The organism is Streptomyces albicerus (assembly GCF_008905045.1).
GTDB lineage: Bacteria > Actinomycetota > Actinomycetes > Streptomycetales > Streptomycetaceae > Streptomyces > Streptomyces albicerus.
Genome location: NZ_VWMY01000019.1, coordinates 166,646 through 183,360 on the forward strand (window position 1 = coordinate 166,646; position 16,715 = coordinate 183,360).

Annotated in this window: 19 protein-coding genes and 4 pseudogenes; 11 read left to right on the plus strand and 12 right to left on the minus strand. The window is 69.7% G+C overall.

What is annotated here, in order from left to right; translation table 11 throughout:
* The 10 genes and pseudogenes from GAS53_RS18980 to GAS53_RS19025 all read right to left on the minus strand — a co-directional run.
* On the minus strand, positions 1 to 729 hold a 729-nt coding region (locus GAS53_RS18980; RefSeq protein ID WP_151478840.1), incomplete at its 3' end, for an MFS transporter.
* A 593-nt stretch (positions 730 to 1,322) separates the two neighbouring features.
* Entirely contained in the window at positions 1,323 to 1,667 is a 345-nt protein-coding gene (locus GAS53_RS56365) for a DUF2637 domain-containing protein (protein WP_263974151.1), read from the minus strand.
* Positions 1,668 to 2,214: 547 nt separating this feature from the next.
* Positions 2,215 to 2,484, minus strand: coding sequence for a gas vesicle protein K (locus GAS53_RS58370; RefSeq protein WP_151478841.1), 270 nt, complete (start codon positions 2,482 to 2,484; stop codon positions 2,215 to 2,217).
* 143 nt (positions 2,485 to 2,627) lie between these two features.
* A complete protein-coding gene (locus GAS53_RS18995) occupies positions 2,628 to 2,813 on the minus strand; it encodes a gas vesicle protein (protein ID WP_151478816.1) in 186 nt (61 codons plus the stop codon).
* Positions 2,810 to 3,655: a GvpL/GvpF family gas vesicle protein gene (locus tag GAS53_RS19000; RefSeq protein ID WP_151478817.1), complete on the minus strand. Its 846-nt coding sequence runs from the start codon at positions 3,653 to 3,655 to the stop codon at positions 2,810 to 2,812. Before GAS53_RS19000 ends, GAS53_RS18995 begins: the two co-directional genes overlap by 4 nt.
* The gene (locus GAS53_RS19005) at positions 3,645 to 4,010 is read right to left on the minus strand and encodes a gas vesicle protein (protein WP_151478818.1); all 366 of its coding nucleotides are present in this window, start codon (positions 4,008 to 4,010) and stop codon (positions 3,645 to 3,647) included. The genes GAS53_RS19000 and GAS53_RS19005 overlap by 11 nt, the downstream gene beginning before the upstream one ends.
* Positions 4,007 to 4,357, minus strand: coding sequence for a gas vesicle protein GvpG (locus tag GAS53_RS19010; protein WP_151478819.1), 351 nt, complete (start codon positions 4,355 to 4,357; stop codon positions 4,007 to 4,009). The genes GAS53_RS19005 and GAS53_RS19010 overlap by 4 nt, the downstream gene beginning before the upstream one ends.
* A gap of 63 nt (positions 4,358 to 4,420) precedes the next feature.
* Positions 4,421 to 5,134: a GvpL/GvpF family gas vesicle protein gene (locus GAS53_RS19015; protein WP_151478820.1), complete on the minus strand. Its 714-nt coding sequence runs from the start codon at positions 5,132 to 5,134 to the stop codon at positions 4,421 to 4,423.
* A 591-nt stretch (positions 5,135 to 5,725) separates the two neighbouring features.
* Positions 5,726 to 5,950, minus strand: a pseudogene (gvpJ, locus tag GAS53_RS19020) (gas vesicle protein GvpJ); the annotation flags it as partial.
* 248 nt (positions 5,951 to 6,198) lie between these two features.
* The gene (locus GAS53_RS19025; protein ID WP_192583173.1) at positions 6,199 to 6,528 is read right to left on the minus strand and encodes a gas vesicle protein GvpO; all 330 of its coding nucleotides are present in this window, start codon (positions 6,526 to 6,528) and stop codon (positions 6,199 to 6,201) included.
* A 420-nt stretch (positions 6,529 to 6,948) separates the two neighbouring features.
* Between GAS53_RS19025 and GAS53_RS19030 the strand changes: the two are divergent.
* Positions 6,949 to 7,408 (plus strand): annotated as a pseudogene (locus tag GAS53_RS19030) (transposase family protein); the annotation flags it as partial.
* Here the strand turns inward: GAS53_RS19030 and GAS53_RS19035 are convergent.
* Entirely contained in the window at positions 7,389 to 7,703 is a 315-nt protein-coding gene (locus GAS53_RS19035) for a hypothetical protein (protein ID WP_151478822.1), read from the minus strand. The pseudogene GAS53_RS19030 and the gene GAS53_RS19035 overlap by 20 nt on opposite strands.
* Positions 7,704 to 8,084: 381 nt before the next feature.
* Between GAS53_RS19035 and GAS53_RS19040 the strand changes: the two genes are divergently transcribed.
* The 3 genes from GAS53_RS19040 (at position 8,085) to GAS53_RS19050 (ending at position 10,112) form a co-directional block, all read left to right on the plus strand.
* Positions 8,085 to 8,510 carry an STAS domain-containing protein gene (locus GAS53_RS19040; RefSeq protein WP_151478823.1) on the plus strand — a complete coding sequence of 142 codons (426 nt, stop codon included), beginning with the start codon at positions 8,085 to 8,087 and terminating at the stop codon, positions 8,508 to 8,510.
* 122 nt (positions 8,511 to 8,632) lie between these two features.
* Positions 8,633 to 9,163: a GNAT family N-acetyltransferase gene (locus GAS53_RS19045; RefSeq protein ID WP_225858984.1), complete on the plus strand. Its 531-nt coding sequence runs from the start codon at positions 8,633 to 8,635 to the stop codon at positions 9,161 to 9,163.
* A 265-nt stretch (positions 9,164 to 9,428) separates the two neighbouring features.
* A complete protein-coding gene (locus GAS53_RS19050) occupies positions 9,429 to 10,112 on the plus strand; it encodes a GAF and ANTAR domain-containing protein (RefSeq protein ID WP_404829253.1) in 684 nt (227 codons plus the stop codon).
* Between the two features lie 355 nt (positions 10,113 to 10,467).
* Here GAS53_RS19050 and GAS53_RS19055 read toward each other — a convergent pair whose 3' ends face one another.
* Positions 10,468 to 11,337 carry a UbiA family prenyltransferase gene (locus GAS53_RS19055; protein WP_151478824.1) on the minus strand — a complete coding sequence of 290 codons (870 nt, stop codon included), beginning with the start codon at positions 11,335 to 11,337 and terminating at the stop codon, positions 10,468 to 10,470.
* Positions 11,338 to 11,486: 149 nt separating this feature from the next.
* Here GAS53_RS19055 and GAS53_RS19060 point away from each other — a divergent pair, with 149 nt between their 5' ends.
* The 7 genes and pseudogenes from GAS53_RS19060 to GAS53_RS19090 all read left to right on the plus strand — a co-directional run.
* Positions 11,487 to 12,554, plus strand: coding sequence for a type III polyketide synthase (locus GAS53_RS19060; protein WP_151478825.1), 1,068 nt, complete (start codon positions 11,487 to 11,489; stop codon positions 12,552 to 12,554).
* Positions 12,555 to 12,591: 37 nt separating this feature from the next.
* Complete coding sequence (locus tag GAS53_RS19065; RefSeq protein ID WP_151478826.1) at positions 12,592 to 13,131, plus strand: isoprenylcysteine carboxyl methyltransferase family protein; 540 nt, start codon at positions 12,592 to 12,594, stop codon at positions 13,129 to 13,131.
* A complete protein-coding gene (locus GAS53_RS19070; protein WP_151478827.1) occupies positions 13,128 to 14,141 on the plus strand; it encodes an NAD(P)/FAD-dependent oxidoreductase in 1,014 nt (337 codons plus the stop codon). Before GAS53_RS19065 ends, GAS53_RS19070 begins: the two co-directional genes overlap by 4 nt.
* A 166-nt stretch (positions 14,142 to 14,307) precedes the next feature.
* A pseudogene (locus tag GAS53_RS58375) lies at positions 14,308 to 14,658 on the plus strand (transposase); the annotation flags it as partial.
* 495 nt (positions 14,659 to 15,153) lie between these two features.
* The gene (locus GAS53_RS19080; RefSeq protein ID WP_151478828.1) at positions 15,154 to 15,579 is read left to right on the plus strand and encodes an STAS domain-containing protein; all 426 of its coding nucleotides are present in this window, start codon (positions 15,154 to 15,156) and stop codon (positions 15,577 to 15,579) included.
* Positions 15,576 to 16,241, plus strand: coding sequence for a hypothetical protein (locus tag GAS53_RS19085; RefSeq protein WP_225858985.1), 666 nt, complete (start codon positions 15,576 to 15,578; stop codon positions 16,239 to 16,241). Before GAS53_RS19080 ends, GAS53_RS19085 begins: the two co-directional genes overlap by 4 nt.
* Positions 16,238 to 16,715 (plus strand): annotated as a pseudogene (locus GAS53_RS19090) (ANTAR domain-containing protein); the annotation flags it as partial. The gene GAS53_RS19085 and the pseudogene GAS53_RS19090, both read left to right, overlap by 4 nt.

The window sequence follows — 16,715 nt, forward strand, 5'->3', positions numbered from 1 at the left end:
GTCGTAGCTGCGCCGCTCGATGATGACGAAAGCTCCCATCAGCAGTAGGCCCGCTACTGCGCTGACCAGGATGCCCGGCGAAAGCCAGCCCAATCCGGGGCCTTGCACGAGGGCGAACACGATGAATGTGATACCGAGAGTGACGCTGAGCGCACCGGGTAGGTCGAACGTGCGGCCTTTCTCGCGTGCGCCGTCCCGGGGGATCACTACGAAGGCAAGCAGCAGCGCAGGGCCGGCCAGGGCGACGTTGACGAGGAAGACTGCTTCCCAGCCGAACATCTGTGTCAGAAGACCGCCGAGCAGCACACCGATGACGAGTCCTGCCGCGCCTGCCCCTCCCCAGATTCCCAGTGCACGGTTGCGGGCGCGGCCTTCGACGAAGGTGGTGTTGATGAGTGCCAGGGTGGTGGGGAAGACGAGGGCTCCGCCGAGACCTTGGAATGCGCGGGCGGCGAGGAGCATTCCGGGGCCGGTCGCGAGTGCTCCCGCGAGCGCTGTCGCGGCATAGAGTGCGAGGCCGGTGGCCAGGATGCGGCGTCGTCCGAGCAGGTCGGCGGCACGCCCGCCGAACAGCAGGAAGCCGGCCGAGGCAACTGCGTAGGCGCTGATGACCGACTGGAGGGTCTTCGCGGAATAGCCGAGGTCGCGTGCGATGTCGGGGAGTGCCACGACCACGATGTACTGGTCGAGCGAAACGATCAGCATGGCGAAGGACAGGAGCGCCAGCATCGCTGTCTCACGGTTCCAACCAAGGCTGCCGGGCGCAGACGATGGCTCTGTGGGTCGCACGGCAGCACTCCTGATGATCGGTCAAGTCTGCGCTTACGGCCTGCCGGGAGATCTCATTCGGGGCGGGCGGGCCTCACCGAGAAGGACGGTTGCCAAGTCCCTTACAGCTCGCCCTCAATCCCGTCAACGACCCACGCTCGCCAGCGGCTGCAGGTTCGATCTCTTGCGCGCCGTCGGTGCACACCGGGCGGTAGCGCCGTCGGCTCCGGGCAGCCACATCTCGGCATACCGGGGCGCGGCCGCGGTGCTGCGCCCGGCTGTGAGCAGGACACATGCGGTCTACGGAGACAGTTGATCCGCTGAAGCGCCCGCCCTGCCCGTGTCGGCGCTCGATTTCTTGCCGCCGAACGTACGAGCAGCGAAGCGGCCTTCTTGGGCTTGACGCACCTGAGCGACCAACCGCCTCGACCGCTGAGCACCGACGTGCAGTTCCTTCCGCAGTGTTTCTGCGGATACCGGCCGCTGGTGTGTTTCTCGATGCCGAGCGTCCAGTTGTCGAGCGCGTTCCAGCAACGGCTCACTGTCGCCCTCCGTCACAGCGGCAGCGTCCTCCTCATGCGCAAGGTCGTCGCCCCGTGCTTTGTCGGCCGCAGCACCAACAGCTCGACGGACAGCAAGAGCGCGACCGGTGGCCAGCCGGCCACAAGAACCGGTTTCCACGTCAGCGTGGCCGCTGCCGCGATATTCGCCGCCAAGGAGACCGCAATCCCCAGTAGAAAGGCCAGCCACACGACATACCGCGCCCGCCGACCACGCCCCTCGGCCGGCTTCAGCAGACCGGCCGTGGCGAGCAACAGCAGCCCATCCACAGACAGCGGCCACAACGCGGAAGTGACCGCATCGGCTCCGCCTTGCCGCGCGAAGTCCCGCTGATGCACATACGACGCGTAGGCCGCGGCCCCTGCAACCACGAGGGCACACAGGGGCCGCACCCAAGCGTCGGGATCAAGCCCACGCCGACGGGCAAGACGAGGCCCGTCGGCATCCTCCGGCCGCCTCATCCTGCCCCCGCCCCCGCAGCGCCCGTTGCACATCCATTGCACACTTGGCCGGGAACTCGCGGGAAATCGAGGGAACTGGAGGGAGGTATTCCATAGCCGTCAACCCTCCGGCCCAGGTCAGCAAGGGTGCTACTCAGGCCCTGGCGGTGGCCGAGCGCAACGAACTTTCCCGGCAGGACAGTTCGTTCGTGGCGGTGACACCCCTCTGACGAATGACGGCTGATCCTGGTGCACGTTTCCTTCGTGCACCAGGTCGGTGGTCGCGCGCGAGGTCGGCGTGACGCCTCTTCCCGCTGTGAACGCGGTGTCAAGGCCGCCTCAGGCAAACCGGGAGGCGCCGGGATGCGGCGGCGCCGGCTGGGACGGCCTCCCTTCTTCAGTGGCCGCGCTGAAAAGGCGCTCTGTCACCCTTGGGCCGAGAACCTCAGTAGCGCCCCTCTTGCCGCGGCAGGAGGGGACCGAGTGGGCCGAGGTCGAGGTTCAGGTCTTCGGGGCTCAGGTCGTAGCGCTCGCGTAGTTCGGTCATGCGGTCGTCGAGGATCATGAGCGTCATGCCGATGCGTTCTTCCTGTTCCTCGGTCAGGTTGTTCCTTTCGACTCGGCGGATGGCCTGCCGTTCCATGAGCTGGCGCAGCAACTCCACAACGGTGAGTACCAGTCGGACGAGGTCGCGTTCGACCGTGTCCTTGTCCAGGTCGAGGCGTCGGGCCGGGGACTGTCCGGAGTCCGGTGCCGGCGTCGCCTGAGCGCCGAGGGGGAGTGCGCGTTCCGTGTCGAGAGGCGGGGGCGATGTACGCGAGCCGGGGAGCCGGCTGGGTCCGGGCTCGCCGTGTGACGTCACGTCAGGATTCCTTCCGTGGCTGCCTCGACCGAGGTGAGCAGGGCGCGCAGGGAGATGCGGACCAGTTCCACGTCGGCGATGCAGAGGCTGAGGTCTCCCGTGATGACGACACCGCCGGCCAGGAGCCGGTCGAGGAGATCGACCAGAGCGACCTCTGCGTGGGGCAGGCCACCGGCCGTCACGGCGTCGTCTGCGGGATCGCGGGGTCCGCCCTTTCGGCCTGTTCCGGCGGGGGCGAGGCGAATGAGTACGGGGCCCAGGGTCCGGTGATCTCGAGTCGGAGGCCGACAGTCCCGGTGGCGAGCACCTCCACGCGGTCCTGGAAGCTCCGCGTGTGCTTTCGCGGGACAAGGTAGGCCGCGTTGACGACGTTCTCCCCCGGTTTCGCGGACAGGGCAGCCGGCTGGGGACGATGGTGCCGTACGTCGGTGGCCAGGTTCGCTTCCGCGAGCGTACGGTCCACTCGTGCGCCGAGGTCAGCGGCGGCCTGGTGGGCCAGGTCGTGGCCGTCTCGGCTTGTGCGGCGCGCGCGCAGGTAGTCACGCCCGGAGCGTGGCCGATCCCCCGGGGGCGGGGTAGTGGTCGGCGGGTGGGCGTAGATCTTGACGCCCCATTCGTCGTGGCCCTCCAGCTGGTTCAAGGTGGTGCGGAAGTAGCCGGCGTCGACGTGCAGACGTCGCAGCAGGCTGTCGTCGTCGAGGTACACCCTGGCCAACCGGAGGGGTAGTACTGCCGTTTGGGAGGCCAGTGCGGCGATCACCTGGTGATGGTCGCGGGCCAGGCGTTCCAGGTCGGTGATGTCGTCGAGCCGCTGTGCGATGGCCTCTTCGGTGAAGGCGTCGGCGGGTACGTCGCTGACGACTGCGGCCGTGTCGGCACCGCGCAGGATCCGTACCGGCAACCCGTCGACGCCGCGCAGTTCTCGGGCAGCCCGCTCGGCAGCCTCGTTCCGCAGCAGTACTGCGTACGCGTAGACCGCGTCGGTGAGGTCTGCCGGGGGCGGGGTGTCGGGCTCAGAGATCATCGGGTTCCTTCAACCGGGCGTTGAGCGACTGGAGTTCGGCGCGAAGGCGTGCGTTCTCGGCGGCGAGTTCCGCCGTGCGGGCGGGGTCGGATGACGGGGCGGGACGTACGGCGCGAGAGGACAGCGTCGGGTCGTGCTCCCACCAGTCGATGCCCATCTCCCGCGCGGTGTCGACAGAGACGACGAGCAACCGCAGCTTGATGGTGAGGAGTTCGATGTCGAGCAGGTTGATTTTGATGTCTCCTGCGATCACGACCCCTTTGTCGAGGACGCGTTCCAGAATGTCGGCCAGATTGCCTGCGCTGCCCGGTTGGGGCGACAGGGCACCTGACCGTCGCGCGAGGGCGTCGGTCACTGAGGGCCTTCCTGTAGTGCCGGACCGTCGGGGCACAGTTCACCGAAGGGAGGGACGTCGTGGGTGCGGGATGAGGCGGGAGCTTCATCACCGCCGGAGGCCAAATCCTCGCCACTGCCGGTCGTGATCTGTTCCAGACGATCCAGGAGTTCGTCCTCCCGAAGGCCGAACTCCTCCTCGGTGATACGGCCGGCTAGCAGATCAGTCTCCAGTTCGGCCAGCTCACGGTGAATGGGGGCCGGGTCGGCATACTGCCGCTCCGCTTCCTGCACCACCTGTTCCAGCACCCAGCCGACCCCGCGCAGCGGAGCCAGTGGCAGACCGATCAGACTACTCAGCAGACCCATACGGCGCTCTCCTTCCAGTCGGGAGGTGGTGGTGGGGCGAGATGCGGTCACGCGGTCACGCGGTCAGACAAAGCTGTAGGGCGGAAGAGGTCCGGTCACCCGGAGTTCCAGCCCGTGACCGAGGCTCTCGGCAACCTGGCCCACGGACGCGGCGAACGCGTGGGCCTGCCCGCGTTCGATCAGCAGGCTCAGGTTCAAAAAGACCTCGCCCGTCGGATCACCCGCGGCGATGCGGTGAGCCAGCGGCTCCAGTCGGCGGGTGATGTCCTGGGCGTGCTGCGCCTGTAGCGCCTCGACCCCGGCGGCGACGACCGTGCCGAGGGCCACCTGGTCGTCGTGCGCGCCCGCGCCGTCCCGTGTGAGGGCGCTCAGGCGTCGGGCTTCGGCACTGTCCCTCAGGACATCGCGTAGGGCGGTTTCCTCGTCCTGCAGGGCCTTGACATTGAACTCGACGCGGTCCTCGACCTCTCGGAGCCGATCGGTGAACAACGACTCCTGGTCCGCCAGCGCGCGGCGCACCGCGCCATCGTCGGGGGCAAGTGTGCCGAAGCGCAGGGGTAACACGGCACCCGCGGCACCGAGCATCAACAGCACTTTCTGATGGGCAATCAGATCTCTTCGCTTGGCGCGTAGTTGCGTCGGCGCCTCGCTGACGACGGCGGCCACCCGGGTAGCGCGCACAGCCCTCAAGGGCGCGGGCGAGGCCCCGATTCCGGTGGCACCATCGACGGGCAGCGGATGGTCCGCGTCCGTGACCGCATAGAGGTAGAGCGGCATCCGTCAGGCCTCCCTGCCCTGCTGTCCCTTGCTACCCCGGGTCTTGTCGCGTGCGGCGGTGGGAGCTTGCTCCTGGTCGGCTGCGGTCGACCCCGAGGCGTCGACCACTTCCGTCGCCTGCTCCACGGCACCGGTCTTGTCGGCGCTGTGTACCGCGGGATCCGTCACCGGGACCGCGGTACCGGCCGCCGGGGCGACAGCGCTCACTCCGGTCGCTGCTGCCGGGGCGACGGCCCCCACCACGGTGCCGGCCGTCTGGCCCACCGTGCCGACCACTCCCCCGACAGTCGGCGCCACGCTGTGGACCAGTCCCCCGACAGTCGGGGTGACGGCGCCGACGACGCCACCGACCGTCTGTCCGACCGTCCCGAGTGTCTGCCCCACCGTCTGTCCCAGGTTCCCGACGACTGGGACCACAGCACCGGTACCGGCCGGCCAGGCGGTGACGGGCTGCCCCTGCATGACGACGCTGCCGGGAGCGGGAGCTGCCGCGACGCTCGGCGAAACAGCCGCCTGGCCTCCGGATGCCACGGCAGTGGGCAGGTCCGGCACGAACATCACGGGCGCCGAAGGCGCCACGGGAGTACCGCGGTTCTCCAAGTCGAGGCGATTGGTCGCCGCTGCGAAGCGCAGGTAGGTATCGACGCTGGCGATGACAATGCGGATGTCGACCCGCAGGATCTCGATGCCGATCACCGACACTCGGATGAAGACATCAATCACGAGTCCGCGGTCAAGGATCAGGTCGAGGATGTCGTAGAGGCCTCCGTCGGTCTTCTGGGCGCGGGGTGCGGCGGTCTGGGCGAGTACGGTCATCGGTGAGGTTCCCTCTCAGAGGTGGGGCGAGGGTGTGCGGGGCGGGCGTCGGCGGTGGGCTGCCGTGCGGTCGGCGTACGGCGACTGGACTGAGATCCCGGACCGGCGCACATGGGTCAGGGGGCGAGGGCGTCGCAGACAAGGACGCTGCGGCAGCAGGCGGGGCAGTCGTGCATAGGGGGCTACGTCACGCAGAGGGAGGCGATGGACCGGCATCGCGGTCGCTGCGCGGGCCGCCTCGCGCGCCCTCACTGCCGGTCGACCTGGCCTCGGGTGTAGCGGCGGCTGCGGGCGTAGCCGAGAAGAAGACCGTCGGCGTCCAGCGTCACTCGGTAGACGGCAAGGACGCTGGTGGAATCGGGGATGCGCTCCAGCTCCACAACCTCGACGTCGACCTGCCAGCCCGTCCCGTCGCGGCTGATCGCCGAGACCGACTCCGGTGTACGGCCCAGAAGTTCGGCAAGTTGGGCGCGCGCGTTACGCATCGCGCCCACGGCATCCCCGACCACCGGGGTCTCAGCGGCGGGTGGCGCCGGCGCCGAGCGCGGCGCGGGGTCGGGTAAGTCGCTCGTGCTCATAGTTCGTCCGGTCCGTCCAACTGGAAAGTACGTCCGACAGGTCACGACGTGTCGGCAAGCCTTTCGCGCGTCCCCCGAGCGCGACGTCCGACATGCTCCGACTCACCAAGTGTCGTGCACATGACCTCAACACAACTTGACCACGCAGTACCCACAACTTCAACACATTAAGCCCACGAATTTTCGCGGCCCCACCCGCCACCCGCCACCCGCGACAACTGCACTCACAGGAGCCCAGCGAAGGACAATCCGGTCACGTCCACGCGGTAGCGGGCAACAGCGCGCCAGCGACGCAAGAAGTCCTCGGAGCGCTCGACGATGGTCACCGCCGTGACGGACTCACCGTCAGTCTTGCCGGCGTCCGGTAGGGAACGGAGGGCCGATCCTGCCGAAATGAAGCAGTAAGCCGACGCCGAGTACGTCCTGATCGACGGCACCCTGGCGGAGTGCGACCGGGTCGGCGACGGGCGGGCCGACCACTCCCACAAGCACCGCCGGCACGGAGTGAACGTGCAGGTGGTGACCGACCCGGCGGGGCGACTGCTGTGGCTCTCGCCGCCCTGCCCGGCCGCGCCCACGACCTGACCGCGGCCCGCACCCACTGGATCACCCGGATCTGCGAACGGCAAGGCATCCCCGTGCTCGCCGACCACGCCTACATGGGAGCCGGCCCCTGAGCGACGACACCCCTCAGGCGCCCACCCGGCCGCGACCTCACACCAACACAGCAAACCGTCAACCGCGCGCTGTCCACAGCCCGGACACCGGCCGAGCACGGCGTCGCACAGCTCAAGCCGTGGCGGATCTCCCACAGGTCCCGTGCAGCCAGAATCGAATGCCGTCAATCGCCAAAGCCGTCCTCACCCTGGAACGGCAACGCCGCAAAGGCTCAATGTCCCGTCGTCACCCGGCGTCAGCTCCGCGTAGTACCCCGCGTCGATCCAGTCCATCGGACGGTGGAAGAAGAAGTCGACCGTGTCGTCCGGGTACTCGGCGCGGAGCATCGGAATCGCCGTCTCCAGATCGAACTCGGCGCCAGGACCACTGATCACCGCAGTCACCTGATCCGGCTTCGTCCGCCACACCCACACATGCGCGTGGCCCTGCCACCCGTGGAGGGACTGCCGGGGATCCTCATCACGGATCATCTCGGGATGGACGCGCTCAACGGCCATACGGGAACACCTTTCTCCGCACTCACAGTCACGCTACGGGCGGCACGGCGGCTGGGGTGCGCCCCCGCAACCGACCGAGGCCGGAGCCGCCCGATCAACGCCGTGTAAACATCCTGGTGCCCCTCTCCCAGGCCAACCGCGGGACCGGCCCCAGGGCTATGCTGCGTACGGACGTCCCAGACCCCGGCGGGCCACCGCTGCTTGGCGCACATGCCTGCGGAGAGCGGATCATTCGTCCCGTCGACCTGCGCATCCCCGAGGGGACCGGCTGGGTCCTACGCCTCGGAACACCGGCTGCTGGACCGGCCCTTCACCTGCCCGCACCACAGTACGACCGTGCCCGGAGTCCGGCACGGTCCCGTGAACCGAGGCACCCTGCCCATGCGCATCCCACCCATCCTGAACGTCCACCGGCACGACACCGACAACCGGACACTGATCACCCTGACCGGTGAGATCGACCTGAATTCGGCGCCCCTGGTGGACGCATCACTGCGGCAGTGCCTGCACGATGGCATCCGCGCCATCGACGTCGACATGACCGCCGTGACCTTCTGCGACCGCAGCGGCCTCAACGCCTTCCGCTACGCCTTGTTGCACACCGCCGCGGCCGGAGGATCCCTGCGACTGCACCACCCCAGCCCGGCGCTGGAACGCCTCGTCGCCCTCACCGGCTCCCGCTCCCTCTTCCTCACCCTCCCGGACGCCCTCGCCGGAAGCCGGCCGCCCCCACAGCTCCCTCCCCTGCACCCGGCCGCGCACCGGTTCGCTCCGGCCATGCCGACTCTCCCGAGCGGTGCGCTGTGACGGCCCCGCCCGGGCCGATCCGATCACACACAAGCGCAGGCCACCAGCCGCCCGCCACGCGCACGACGCCCCTGAGCCTGCGCCGCCTCAACCGCTGGCAGGCCGAGAGCCTTCGGGAGAACGTGGCGGCCCTGTATGAGGAGTCCTGCGCCACAGCGCCCGGCCGGGAGTACCGCGGCCGGAAGGACTTCCTGCACCGTCTCACACGTGACATCTGGCGACCGGGGTTCGCCATGCTGACCGCTGAAGCACCCGACCTGGTGGGGTGCGCATTCGGATTCCCCGTGCCGCGTGACGGCTCCTGGTGGAACGGATTCCGGGGCACACTCCCGCAAGACGTCGACCAACTCACCGCGTCCGGACACACCTTCGCCATCAGCGGGATTGTGGTCCGCCCCTCCGAGCGGCACCACGGCCTGGCCGACCGTCTGCAGGAGCGGCTGCTCGCCGACCATCGGGCCCTGCTCGGCGCGACCCTGGTGGACCGGACCCACCGGGCAGCCTGTGCCGGGTTCCGGTCGCGGGGATGGCGCGACATCGGCCTGGTCTACAGGCCACCGGGCCCTACAGTGCTGCGGGCACTGGTCCTTCCCCGCGGAGAACCGACGACGGTGAAACCGGGTCACGTCGCTCAGCAGGCACGGATCCGGTGACCGCAGGCGGACCAGGGGTGAGGCACGCACATGAGGATCACCAGATGAGCAGTAGGGCGGCAGGTGTGCCCTGTGACGACTGGTGACCGGTCGCCCCGGGTCCAGGGGCCGGTGACCGAGCGAGCGAACCAGCGGGCGTCAGGGTCGGCCCGCTGAATGTGTGTGCCGCGACGGTAACCGGCTGCCGACGGTGACGTGATCACCCGCCGCCTCCGCTTCCCTGCGGACACGAACCCGGATCAGAACAACGATGACGCCTGACGGCATGTCCCGCCCTTCCCCGGCGGAAACCAGTCCCTATGCAAAAGGTGCGCGCGATGGATCAGCAGCTCCTTTCCAAGACATTCGTCCAACTGGCCGACAACCTCGTTGCCGACCTCGACCTGATGGACTTTCTGTGCCTGCCGACCGACCGCTGCGTGGGCATGCTCGGTGTGAGTGCGGCCGGGAGAACGACGAAGGATCCTGCCTGGAGTGCTTCCGCACCGGCACACCGGTCTCCGCCCCCGACGTGACCACGCAGACGCACCGCTGGCCGCTCTTCGCAGCACAAGCCCACCGCAGTGGGTTCGCGGCGGTCCAGGCCATGCCGATGCGCCTGAGGGAGGAGACCGTCGGCACCCTGAACCTCTTCCGCACCGACGCCGGCCCTTTCGAGCCGGTCGGCACACTTGTCACCCAGGCCCTCGCCGACGTCGCCACCATCAGCCTCCTCCAACAACGCACCGCCCACCGCGACACGGTCCTCAACGAACAGCCGCAGACCGCACTGAGCAGCCGCGTACTGATCGAACAAGCCAAGGGCAAACTCGCCGAACACCAGGGCATCGACATGGAACAGGCCTTCTCTGCACTACGCGGCTACGCCCGCGCCCACAACCGCCGCCTGTCCGACCTCGCCCGCACCTTCATCGACGGCACCGAACCCCTCAACGGCCTGATCGTCTGACCACCCGCGACCGAACCCCAACGCATCGCAATCCGCCGTCCCAGCGCAAGGACGGCTCCGTACCAAGTGCCGCGCACCACCTGTTCGGACCCTGTGGGCAGGACCAACGCGAACGGGTGCGGCGCTGTGGGAATCCTCCCGCTCCCGGCCGAGCCCCTCCCACACTCGACGCCACCATGCGATCCCGGCCCGCAGGCTGCGGCGCGGGTCACCGAGCCGCCGGGCCGGTGGCATCGTCGCTCGGTAGTCACCGGCACGTGGACAGGCAAAGTGGTCCAAGGCAGCTACTTCATCGGCAGGGATCGGGGAACTCCCGCTTCCGCCTGCGGGTTTCGTACGGTGTGAGGCGGCACGGTCAGGCGATTCCGGTACCGCGCAGCAGCAGTAGCGCCACGTCCACCACCGCCACGGCGACCGCTGCCGCGAACGCCGCCCGCTCCCAACGGCGTCCCAGCACCGTCCCCGCCACCGCGATCAGTGCGGTCACCGCGAGCACTGCCAATCCCCACCTGCCGGGTGGCCCGGCAGGACCCAGCACCAGAACCCCGGACGCGGCCACCAGCGGCACGGGCAGCAGCAGCCGCGCGCCGTCCGGGCCCAGCCGGTGCGGCCATCCCCGTACGCCCGTCGCCAGATCCCCGCGGATGTCCGGCAGTACGTCACCCAGATGGGCGCCGACCCCCAGCAGCGCCCCGGCGGTGACGACCCACCAGGCCGGCCAGGGGTGCCCCGGCAGCCCCAGCGCCACGAATGCCGGGAGCGCGGCGAAGCCCACCGCATAGGGTGCCCAGGACCATGCTGTCGCCTTGAGCCGCAGGTCGTACGCCCACGCTGCCGCCACCCCGGCCAGGTGAACGGCGCCCGCCCACAGGCCACAGGCGAGCGAGAGCGGCACGCACAGCGCCAGCGCGGCATACGCGGCCACCCACACCTCCGTCACACCGACCGTGCCGTCGACGACGAGTTTGCCACGGCGGCCGGCCGCGATGTCCCGGCGTGCGTCGAACGCGTCGTTGCACCAGCCGACGGACAGTTGCCCGGTCAGCACGGCGGCGGCGGTCAGGACGCAACGCGCGGCGCTCTGGCCGGCGGTGACGGCCAGAGCGGCCATCAGGGCGGTGACCGCCACGACAGGCCCGGGGTGGCACGATCCGGCCAGGCCACCCACCCGGCCGGCCCAACTCGCGGCCGGGCCGCCGGCCGTCGACTGCTCGGGAGTGCCCACCCGGCCGATCGTAGGCGCCCGGGCCCCACCCGGCTGGAGCACACACACCCGGGAGGAACGGCCGGACGGGCGATTCATGGTGTCGAAGTCCCGGGCCGGGGAACACGTGGGGAGCAACTCACCCGAGTTGGGAACCGGACGGGAACCATATGACGCGGATCGCCGCCGTTCACGGTGCCCTCGCACCGCACCGTCGCACCCAGTCCGAGATCACCGACATGGTGGCCCGCACCTGCCTGCCGGAGAGCACCGACCGCCGGGTCCTGGACCGGCTGCACCGCAGCGCGAAGGTCCGCTCGCGGCACATGACGCTGCCGCTCGAACGGTACGGGGAACTGGACGGATTCGGCGCCGCCAACGACGTCTTCATCGCCGCCGCCACCGACCTGGGCGCCAAGGCCGTCCGGGGCGCTCTGCACACGGCCGGCCTGACCGCGGCCGACGTGGACCTGCTGATCTTCACCTCCGTCACCGGCATCGCTACCCCCTCGATCGACGCACGGTTGGTCGGCCGACTCGGACTGCGGCCGGACGTCAAACGACTGCCCCTGTTCGGCCTGGGCTGTGCCGGCGGCGCCGCCGGCCTGGCCCGTATGCACGACTACCTGCTGGGCCGGCCCGACCACGTGGCGGTGCTGCTGTCGGTCGAACTGTGCTCGCTCACCTTCCAGCGCAACGACGCCTCCATGGCCAACCTGGTCGCCACCGGGCTGTTCGGCGACGGCGCCGCCGCGGTCGTCGCCTGCGGCGCGAACCGCCCGGGCCGCCCGGGTGTGAGCGCCGGGCCGACGATCGTGGACACCCGCAGCCACCTGTATCCGGACACCGGGCGCGTCATGGGCTGGGACATCAAGGACTCCGGCTTCAAGGTCGTCCTCGACCCCCGGGTCCCCGATGTGGTGCGCCAACACCTCGCCGATGACGTCGAGGGGTTCCTCGGCGACCACGGGATCAAGCCGAAGGACGTGACAGCCTGGGTGTGCCACCCCGGCGGCCCCAAGGTCCTGGAGGCCGTCACCGAGGCCCTCGACCTGCCCGACGACGCACTCGATGTGACCTGGCGTCACCTGGCCGACGTCGGCAACCTGTCCTCGTCGTCGGTGCTCCACGTACTGCGCGACACCCTGGCCGAACGCCGCCCACCGCCGGGCACGCCCGGTGTACTGCTGGCGATGGGACCCGGCTTCGCCTGCGAACTCGTCCTGCTGCGCTGGTAGTTCGGACCATCGAAGGACACAAAGGACATAGGGACACATGATCTGGTACGGACTGCTGGTGGCCGCCGTCGCCGCCGAGCGCGTCGCCGAACTCGTCGTCGCCCGCCGCAACGAGCGGTGGAGCACCGCCCACGGCGCGACCGTGACCGGGCAGGGCCACTACCCGGCGATGGTCGCCCTGCACACAGGCCTGCTGATCGCCTGCCCGGCCGAGGTGTGGCTGGCCGACCGCCCCTTCGTACCCGCCCTGGCCTGGCCGATGCTGGCCGTGCTGGCGGCCTCCCAGGCGCTGCGGTGGTGGTGCATCCACACCCTGGGACCCCGCTGGAACACCCGGGTGATCGTCGTACCCGGCCTGCCGCTGGTGACCGGCGGCCCCTACCGCTGGCGGTGGCTGCGGCACCCGAATTACGTGGCCGTCGTCGCGGAGGGCGTAGCGCTGCCCCTGGTGCACACCGCCTGGGTCACCGCCACCATGTTCACGGTACTCAACGCCGCCCTGCTCACCGTGCGCATCCGCTGCGAGAACCGGGCGCTCGCCGCCGCGACTGCCTCGACCACGACCGCTCCGGCGTGATCGACGTACTGGTGGCCGGCGGCGGACCGGCCGGTCTGGCCGCCGCCATCCACGCCGCGCTCGCCGGTCTGGAGGCCGTCGTCGTCGAACCCCGCACCTCGCCCGTGGACAAGGCCTGCGGAGAAGGCGTCATGCCCGGCGGCGTCGCCGCGCTGCGAGCACTGGGCGTCGAGGCCAGTGGCCGCGAACTGCGCGGCATCCGCTATGTGGACGGCACCACCTTCGCCGAAGCGCCCTTCCGCGACCGCAGCGGGCTGGGAATCCGCCGTACAACGCTGCACTCCGCACTGCACCAGCGCGCGCTCGACCTCGGCGTGCGCATGCTGCCAGGCAAGGTCGGCAAGGTACACCAGAGCGCGGACACGGTCACCGCCGCCGGGACCACGGCCCGTTGGCTGATCGCCGCCGACGGCCTGCACTCCCCGGTGCGCCGCGGCCTGGGGCTGGAACTGCCCAACCGCCCCCACGGCCGCTACGGACTGCGCCGGCACTACCGCGTCGAACCGTGGACGGACTTCGTGGAGGTCCACTGGTCCCGGCACGGCGAGGCGTACGTGACACCGATCGGCGACGACCTGGTGGGCGTCGCGATCCTCAGCCGCAGCCGTCGCGGATACGACGAGCACCTGGCCGCCTTCCCGGCTCTCACCGCGTCGCTGCGCGGCCCGGCCGCGACGGAGGTACGCGGCGCCGGACCACTGCGGCAGCGGGTGCGGCGCAGAACCGCCGGCCGGGTCCTGCTCGTCGGCGACGCCGCGGGCTACCTGGACGCCCTCACCGGCGAGGGCATCGCCCTCGCGCTGGCGACGGCCGGGGCCGCCGTCCGCTGCCTGGCCGCCGGGCGACCGAACGCGTACGAGCGCGCCTGGACCCGGCTGACCCGGCGCCACCGACTGCTGACCGGAGCCCTGCTGGCCGCGAGCCGCCGTCCCAGCACCGCCCGCCTCATCGTCCCCGCAGCGTCCCGGATGCCCCCGGCGTTCTCAGCCGCGGTCCACGCACTGCAGTAACGGTAGGCCGGCCCCGGAGACCGCCTGGGTCCCGTGGCCGAGCATGGAGATCGTCTCGTCCTGTGCCCCGGAGGCCCGCTGCAGCCAGAAACTCACCGCGGCCGGAAGGAGGCACGAGCGACTGTCCGCCCTGTTCTCCAAACCTGCCTGACGGGTCTGCGAAGACCGACTGCAGTGCACCGGCAACGCCGACGGCCGAGGCCGCCACATCATCCTCCTGCCTCAGCCCTTGCACGAGATCCGGACCCCAGTCCGACGCGAGCAGGACACCCCCAAGTGTCAGGAGCACTACGCGATCCGCGCCAGCTGCCAAGCCACTGCCTCCGAAACCGTTCACACCCACGGTCTGCGCCACTCTCGCTACCGAAGGACAGCGAAAATCCACGTCCAGCACATCGTCGTCGCCGGAACCAACATCATCAGACTCTGTGGATGCATCCCACCGAGCAGTTCACCACCAGGTCGGATGAGGCGAGCCAGCCAATTCCGGCCTCTCTGCCGGATCTTGACCACCTGAAGATCACCAGCAGCATCAAAGATCGCCGACAGAGTCGGAATGCCCGATTGTCGACAACCTCCCTCGCGCCGTCGACGATCTGTCATTACCTGAGCGGCTGTGGGCCGCCGCGGCTTTCACGTTGTGGGCCCAAGTACCGTGCAGGGCAACGGACATGAGCGCGCCGCCACGCTTTGGCGCCGTCCACATCCTGAGATGGGGCGGCTTCGGACCGTCTGTCGAACTGGGCCAGGGCTATGCTGCTGTATAGGCGTCCCAGACCCCGGCGGCTTTGTCGTTTCGCGATACAGATGGCTGCGGGGAGCGGACCTTTCGTCCGTCACCCGGCGCATCCCTGGAGGGAACCGGGTGGGTCCACTGTCCTGTTGCACAGGCCCTCGGACCGGCCGTCGTTCCGCCTCCGCCGAACGTATGCCCCTGCCGACAGCGCGCCAAGGGGGCCGGGAAACCCGGTGTCCCCATCTCGCTGCCGGATGGTCTTTGAACCGAGGCGTCATGCCTATCCCACAGCTCACCATCTACCGTCATGACCAAAGGCACCGGGCACTGGTCACCCTGGCCGGTGATATCGGCCTGGAATCGGCGCCGCTGGTGCGCGCGGCACTGGCACAGTGCTTGAGCGACGGCATCCGCATCGTCGATGTCGATCTCACCCTCGTGACCTTCTGCGACTGCAGCGGCCTCAATGCCTTCCTGTACGCCGCGCAGCGGACCGCGGACGCCGGCGGGATCCTACGACTGCACAACCCGCCACAGTCACTGGGGCGGATCCTCGAGCTCACCGGCTGCGGGTTCCTGCTTCTCGGCCTTCCGCTCGGGCGTCTGTCACCGTCTCTCGGGGCCGTCCCTGACCCGGCCGCTCCGGCCCTGCCGCACCGGAGTGTTCCGCTGGTGCCTGTCCTCTCGGGCGATGCGCGGTGAAGGCCCAGCCCAGGCAGGGGCAGCCGCACAAGCCCCAGGCAGGCGAGCCGTCCATCATGGACGCGGTGCGGTTGCGTCGGGTGAACCGCTCGCTGGCGCAGGACCTGAGCGGGAAGCTGGCGGATCTGTACGTGGACGCCCGCGAGACATCTCCCCGAGAGGCCTACCGTGCTCCCGGCCGCCAGGACTTTCTGAACCGCCTCACGGGTGACATCCGCAGGCCGGGGTTCGCCATGGTGATCGCGGAGACGGACCACCTGGTGGGATGCGCCTACGGATTCCCGGTACGCAGCGACGGCTTCTGGTGGCTCGGGTTCGACGGTGCACTGCCGCAGAGCATCGAGCAACTCACCGCCTCCGGCGGCGTCTTCGCGATCACCAGCATCCTGGTTCAAGTACACGAACAGGGCCAGGACGTGGCCCGCCGGTTGCAGGAGCGGCTGCTGAGCGACCACCAGGCATCCCTCGGCGCCACCTTGGTGGATCAGGACGATCACCCGACCCTCGCGTCGCTCCGCTCCTGGGGATGGCTGGACGTGGGAGAGGTACGTCGGCCAGCGGACCCGACCATGTTCCGTGCCCTGGTATTCCCCCTGGGGGAACGAACCACGGCGCGGCTGGAGGGCCTTGCGCACGATGCCTGGACCCGGTGGCCCGGATGAGGTCCGACAGCCGCTCGGCCCGGATCCAGGCGCTGGTCGCCGAGCAGGCGGCCCGGCGCGGCGCCCGCGTCGGCGTGGTCGATGTGTGCACCGCGGCGGTGGCCGCGCTGCCGGTCGGCGGAGCCGGAGTATCAGCGATGTCCCGGACCTCGACTAGCCATCCGCTGTGCAGCACCGACACCATCAGCGAGCAACTGGAGGAGCTCCAGCTCACCCTGGGCGAGGGGCCCTGCGTGGACGCCTTCACCCAGGGTTTTGCCATCCTGACGCCCGATCTGCTGACCGGTGGGCTGCAGGATCGCTGGACCGTGTTCGCGGATGCGGCGCTGGACGCCGGGGCACGCGCGGTCTTCGCGCTCCCCCTGCAGATCGGGGCGATCAGCCCCGGAGTTCTGGATCTGTACGCCGACGTGCCGACCGTGCTGGACGCGGAGGAGCTGGCCGACGCGCTGGCGTTCGCCGATCTCGCGACGC

Excerpts from the sequence above, each read along its gene's own strand:
- GAS53_RS19065 (WP_151478826.1), top strand. The coding sequence starts at position 12,592 with ATGATCTGGTACGGACTGCTGGTGGCCGCCGTCGCCGCCGAGCGCGTC.
- GAS53_RS19010 (WP_151478819.1), bottom strand. The coding sequence starts at position 4,357 with ATGGGTCTGCTGAGTAGTCTGATCGGTCTGCCACTGGCTCCGCTGCGC.
- GAS53_RS19015 (WP_151478820.1), bottom strand. The coding sequence starts at position 5,134 with ATGCCGCTCTACCTCTATGCGGTCACGGACGCGGACCATCCGCTGCCC.
- GAS53_RS19000 (WP_151478817.1), bottom strand. The coding sequence starts at position 3,655 with ATGATCTCTGAGCCCGACACCCCGCCCCCGGCAGACCTCACCGACGCG.
- GAS53_RS19040 (WP_151478823.1), top strand. The coding sequence starts at position 8,085 with ATGCGCATCCCACCCATCCTGAACGTCCACCGGCACGACACCGACAAC.
- GAS53_RS19035 (WP_151478822.1), bottom strand. The coding sequence starts at position 7,703 with ATGGCCGTTGAGCGCGTCCATCCCGAGATGATCCGTGATGAGGATCCC.
- GAS53_RS19080 (WP_151478828.1), top strand. The coding sequence starts at position 15,154 with ATGCCTATCCCACAGCTCACCATCTACCGTCATGACCAAAGGCACCGG.
- GAS53_RS19025 (WP_192583173.1), bottom strand. The coding sequence starts at position 6,528 with ATGAGCACGAGCGACTTACCCGACCCCGCGCCGCGCTCGGCGCCGGCG.
- GAS53_RS19060 (WP_151478825.1), top strand. The coding sequence starts at position 11,487 with ATGACGCGGATCGCCGCCGTTCACGGTGCCCTCGCACCGCACCGTCGC.
- GAS53_RS19050 (WP_404829253.1), top strand. The coding sequence starts at position 9,429 with ATGTCCCGCCCTTCCCCGGCGGAAACCAGTCCCTATGCAAAAGGTGCG.